Annotated in this window: 7 protein-coding genes; 2 read left to right on the top strand and 5 right to left on the bottom strand. The window is 72.6% G+C overall.

Annotation, left to right across the window (positions count from 1 at the left end; translation table 11 throughout):
- Positions 1 to 152: 152 nt before the first annotated feature.
- From QMK34_RS13940 to QMK34_RS13960, 5 genes are read right to left on the bottom strand one after another with little or no spacing between them, the layout of a single operon-like run.
- Positions 153 to 1,109 carry a hypothetical protein gene (locus QMK34_RS13940; protein ID WP_326414327.1) on the bottom strand — a complete coding sequence of 319 codons (957 nt, stop codon included), beginning with the start codon at positions 1,107 to 1,109 and terminating at the stop codon, positions 153 to 155.
- Positions 1,106 to 1,495 carry a hypothetical protein gene (locus QMK34_RS13945; protein ID WP_326414329.1) on the bottom strand — a complete coding sequence of 130 codons (390 nt, stop codon included), beginning with the start codon at positions 1,493 to 1,495 and terminating at the stop codon, positions 1,106 to 1,108. Before QMK34_RS13945 ends, QMK34_RS13940 begins: the two co-directional genes overlap by 4 nt.
- Positions 1,495 to 1,932: a hypothetical protein gene (locus QMK34_RS13950; protein WP_326414330.1), complete on the bottom strand. Its 438-nt coding sequence runs from the start codon at positions 1,930 to 1,932 to the stop codon at positions 1,495 to 1,497. The genes QMK34_RS13945 and QMK34_RS13950 overlap by 1 nt, the downstream gene beginning before the upstream one ends.
- The gene (locus tag QMK34_RS13955; protein WP_326414331.1) at positions 1,932 to 2,288 is read right to left on the bottom strand and encodes a DsrE family protein; all 357 of its coding nucleotides are present in this window, start codon (positions 2,286 to 2,288) and stop codon (positions 1,932 to 1,934) included. Before QMK34_RS13955 ends, QMK34_RS13950 begins: the two co-directional genes overlap by 1 nt.
- Entirely contained in the window at positions 2,288 to 2,539 is a 252-nt protein-coding gene (locus QMK34_RS13960) for an acyl carrier protein (protein WP_326414332.1), read from the bottom strand. The genes QMK34_RS13955 and QMK34_RS13960 overlap by 1 nt, the downstream gene beginning before the upstream one ends.
- A gap of 200 nt (positions 2,540 to 2,739) precedes the next feature.
- On the opposite strand from QMK34_RS13960, the gene QMK34_RS13965 reads away from it, so the two are divergent.
- Positions 2,740 to 3,876, top strand: coding sequence for a beta-ketoacyl-[acyl-carrier-protein] synthase family protein (locus QMK34_RS13965; RefSeq protein WP_326414333.1), 1,137 nt, complete (start codon positions 2,740 to 2,742; stop codon positions 3,874 to 3,876).
- Positions 3,873 to 4,488 (top strand): beta-ketoacyl synthase N-terminal-like domain-containing protein (locus QMK34_RS13970; protein ID WP_326414334.1); only part of this gene is annotated, 616 nt, incomplete at its 3' end. The genes QMK34_RS13965 and QMK34_RS13970, both read left to right, overlap by 4 nt.

Raw genomic sequence — 4,488 nt, forward strand, 5'->3', positions numbered from 1 at the left:
GGTCGACCACGTCGACATCCTGCGCAGCGACGCGACCGCGGGTGCCGTCACCGAGATCGTCGGCGCGCACGCCACGGTCTGATCCGCCAGCACGTAAAAGGCGTCCGCCCCGACTCGGGGCGGACGCCTTTTACGTGGAAACGGCATTCGAGTCAAGGATTCCCGGTCAGTCGTGCGTCCAAAGTAGACTCCGGGCGGCTCGCGGAGACCAGCGCGCCGACGCTGAGCACGCAGTGGTCGCCGTCCCAGGTCCGGCCGGAGATGAACACGGTGTCCGACAGCAGCCGGTCGATCCGCGCCTCATGCCGCAGCACGGCACCCGGGTACACCTCGCCCGCGAACCGGCAGTCCCGGAACGCGGCCACCACCGGCACCCCCGCACCGGCGCCGAGGGACAGCCACAGCAACGCCGACGCCTGGCCGAAAGACTCCAGCATCAGCGCGCGCGGGTACCGGTAGCGGGAACCGGGCAGCCCGTCGGGCAGGCCCTGGTAGCACTGCTCCCCACCGGTGATCCCCTTCGCCACGACGATCCGCGCACCGGGCTCGATGGCCTCCACGCGGTCGACGAGGACCATCGGGTGGCGCACCGGCAGCATGTCCAGCATCCCTGCGTAGTCCAGCGGCGGCGGACCGGCGGCCAGCGGCGGCGGACCGTGCTCCGGCTCGAGCCGGTCACCGAGCGCGGACTCGCCGAGCACCAGCTTCACCACCGCGACCGGGGTGCCGTCCTGCCTGCTGCCCTCGGCCCGCACCGTCCACCGGCCGGGGCCGTCGGGTTCCGCCGTGACGTCCAGGCAGATCTCGTCGCCGCGCAGCATCGGCGAGAGCCAGCGCCCCGAGACGACGTGCAGCAGGTTCAGCGGTTCGGCGGCGCCGACGACGGTGGTCGTCGCCTGGCGCAGCGCTTCGAGGACGAACACCGCGGGCAGCAGGGTGAGCCGGGGGAAGTGGCCCGGCATGTACGGGTCGAGCGGGTCGACCGTCTTGTAGGCGCGAAACCGCGGCCGCGGCGACCCGGCCAGCACCTCAAGCCGGTCGACCGCGCGCAGCGGCTTCGCGACGTCGAGGGTGTCCGGGACCGTGCGCACGGGCCCGGCGACGGTCACAGGAACCACACCTGGTCGTAGTCCGGCCAGCGCCGGGCCAGCGCGGCCGGGTCGAGGCCGGTCACGCCCGGCACCAGCCGCTCGGCCGGGAAACCGAGCTCCCGCAAGGCGGATTCGTCCACCAGCACGCCGATCCCGTCGGCCACCAGGTCGCGCACCGAGCGCCGGTAGTCCGGCAGGGTGTCGATGCGCAGCCCGCCCAGCTCCAGGGAAGGGCGATAGGTGTCGTCGTCGACGGCCATCGTGACGGCCGGGCCGCGCAGGGCGAGGTCGACCTGGTCGAACTGCGCGTGCAGGTCCAGCAGGCCGTACATGGCGTCGAAGAACTGCGCTTCGACGGCGCCGCGGTAGGCGCGGTCGATCACGCTGAGCACTCGCTGGGTCATCAGGCTCCCCCGAGGTAAAGGGTTCGTTTCGCCGCGGCCATCGTGGCCGCGAGCCGGGCGGGTGAGCGGCGCCGCACCTGCGGGAGGTGCTGGGTGGCGCCGCGCTCCTCACTGCACGCCGTACAGCCGATCCAGCCGAACCGGCCGGCGCCTGCCTCGATCATCCGCGCGGCGATCGCCGCCGTCGACGGGTAACTGCCCCCGGGGTCACGGGTGTTGACGAGCTTGGTCTCACCGTGCGTGGTCTGGGTCAGCATCGTGGCGTAGCCGCAGGCCCAGAAGCGCACCGAGCCGCCTTTGTCCAGCACCGCCTGGGAAAGCCGCAGTGCGGAGGTGATCACGTCGCTGGAGTGCGGGGCCGCGGTCACCACCAGCAGCAGGTCCCACATCCGCCGTTCCAGCCCCGTGCCGGTCTTGGTTTCGGTCGAGCCGGTCATCAGTGCCACACCGCCCGGCAGTCCACATCGGACAGTGCGTCGGCCAGCGCGTCCATCCCGGCGGGCTTGACGTGCGGGGAAAGCTGGGTGGCGCCCAGCGCGCGCTGGGCCGCGGAGAAGTCGTCCACCAGGATCTCCACGCCCGCGGCGGCCAGCTGCTCGATCTCGGGCACCGCCGTGCCGACCGCGGCCAGCACGCCGTCCTCGACGAGGTAGACCCGCACGCCGTGGCCCGCCTCGGCGAGCGCCACGGCGTCGCGCAGGAAGGTCGCGGCGTTCGGGCCCGACCAGTTTCCCTTGCTCTCGACCAGCAGATAGGAAATGGAGTCCGGGGTGTGGGCGAGCCTGCCGGTCATCAGGCCGACAGCTTTCGGGCCAGCAGGTCGCAGACGTCCGGGAAACGCCGGATCGTGATGATCTCGCTCTCGGCGATCTTGATCCGGTAACGCTGTTCGAGGGTGACGGCGAGCTCGAGCGCCAGCACGGAATCGACCTGCATCTCCTCGATGAACAAGGCCTCGTCGGTCAGCGCCGACGGCTCCACGTCGAGGGTGTCCGCCACGAGTTCCCGAAGCTCCGACCTGTCCACTGTGGTTTCGACGCTCACTGGTTCCCTTTCGTCGGAGGGCGAATTGACTTTCCCGTTCCCTTTTGACAGCGGGAACACGCGATGCCGATCGTAGGGCGGGGAACCGGGCCCGGACGGTCACTGCAGGTACTTGCAGTGCGCTCCCCTGCCCGCGCGCGAGCAGGGGAACCTGCTTCTGTCGGCACTTCGCCGGCCGAGGGTGGAACTGGGGTGCGCTGGTGGCGGTCGTGGTCACGGGACTCGGGGCAGTGAGCTGTTTCGGCGGCGGCGTGCCCGCGTTGTGGGACGGCCTGCTCCGTGCGGACGCCGAACCCGTTCCGGCGCCGGAGGACTGCGGGCTGGCGAGCAGGCCGAACCTGTATCCCGCCACCGGTTTCGCCGACCCCACCTCGGGTGGCCGGACCACCGCGATGGCGCTCGCCGCGGTCGCGGAGGCGATCGGGCACAGCGGCCTCACACCAGGGGACCTGCTCGACGCGGGACTCACCGTCGGCACCTCGCTCGGCGACATCGACCTGGCCGAGGCGGCCGGGTCGGGCGCGGTCGCCGTGCACACCGTCGCCGCCGGTGTCGCGAGCGGGTTCGGGATCGGCGGGCCCAACCACACGCTGTCCACCGCTTGTTCGGCGGGCGCCTACGCGGTCAGCTGGGGCGCCGAACTGATCGAGACCGGCCAGGCCGACGTCGTCATCGCCTGCGGCAGCGACGCCTTCTCCCGCGTCGCGGTCGGCACGCTGCACCGCTTCGAACTGCTGGACAGCACGCATTGCAGACCGTTCGACGCCGAGCGCGGCGGCATGGTCACCGGCGAGGGCGCCGCGGCCGTGGTGCTGGAATCCGCCGAGTCGGCGCGACGCCGGGGAGCCGAGGTGATAGTCGAGCTCGCCGGACACGGCTGGAGCTGCGACGCCCACCACCCGATGGCACCGGAACCCTCGGGCGGGCAGCTGAGCCGCGCGGCGGGCGAAGCACTCGCGGGCACGGGTGCACCGCCGGGCGCGGTCGTGTTGCACCGCAACGGGGTCCAGCTCAACGACACGGTCGAGAGCATCGCGGTCGCCGCCGCCTTCGACGAGCTGGCGGCGGGCGGCGCCGCCGGGGTCGCCGGGTACGCACCGAAAGCGGTGCTCGGCCACACCGCGGGCGCCGCCGGGGTGTTCGGCTGCGTCATCGCGGCGCTGATCCTGCGCCACGGACTGGTGCCACCGAACGCCCACGTGCGCACCCTGGATCCGGACTGCCCGCTCATCGTGCCGCTGGGCGGGCCGGTCCCGCTGGACCGACCGGCCGTGCTGGTCAGCGGGACCGGCTTCGGCGGGAACAACGCGGCACTGGCCTGGAGGAGGGCGTCATGACCGTCATGATCACCGGCGTGGGCGCGATCGTCGCCCGCGAACGGACACCGGACTGGTTCGACCCCGCCGAGCACCTCGGGCGGCGCGGCTGGAAGTACCTGAGCCCGGCCACCCGTTACCTGCTGGCGGCGGCCAACCAGGCGCTCGGCCGGGCGCACGGGGATCCGGTGGCCGCCGAGCCGCCCGCCGAGCGGCTCGGCGTCGTCACCGGCACCCAGTACGCCATCGCGGACGTGCACCGGCGGATGAACCACACGCTGCGCACCGAAGGAGCGGGCGGCCTCAGCCCGGCCGAGGTGCCCGCGTTCTCGATGAACACCCCCGGCAGCCAGCTCGCGATCACGTTGAAGGCCCGAGCTTTCTGCGTCACCCTGACCAATCCCGCCACCGCGGGGCTCGAGGCCGTGCTGTTCGCGATGTCGGCGCTGCGCACCGGCCGGGCCGATCGGGTGGTGGCCACCGCGACCGAGCAGGTGCCCGACGGCCTCGGACTCGACGGGGCCGCCGCGGTGACGCTATCCGCCGCCCCCGGCGGGATCGCCGAGCTCACCGGCGGGTTCTCCCGGTTCGTCGCGCGCGGCCAGGACGGCGTGCTCGACCCGGTCACGCTCG

This window comes from Amycolatopsis sp. H20-H5, from assembly GCF_035828755.1.
Lineage (GTDB): Bacteria > Actinomycetota > Actinomycetes > Mycobacteriales > Pseudonocardiaceae > Amycolatopsis.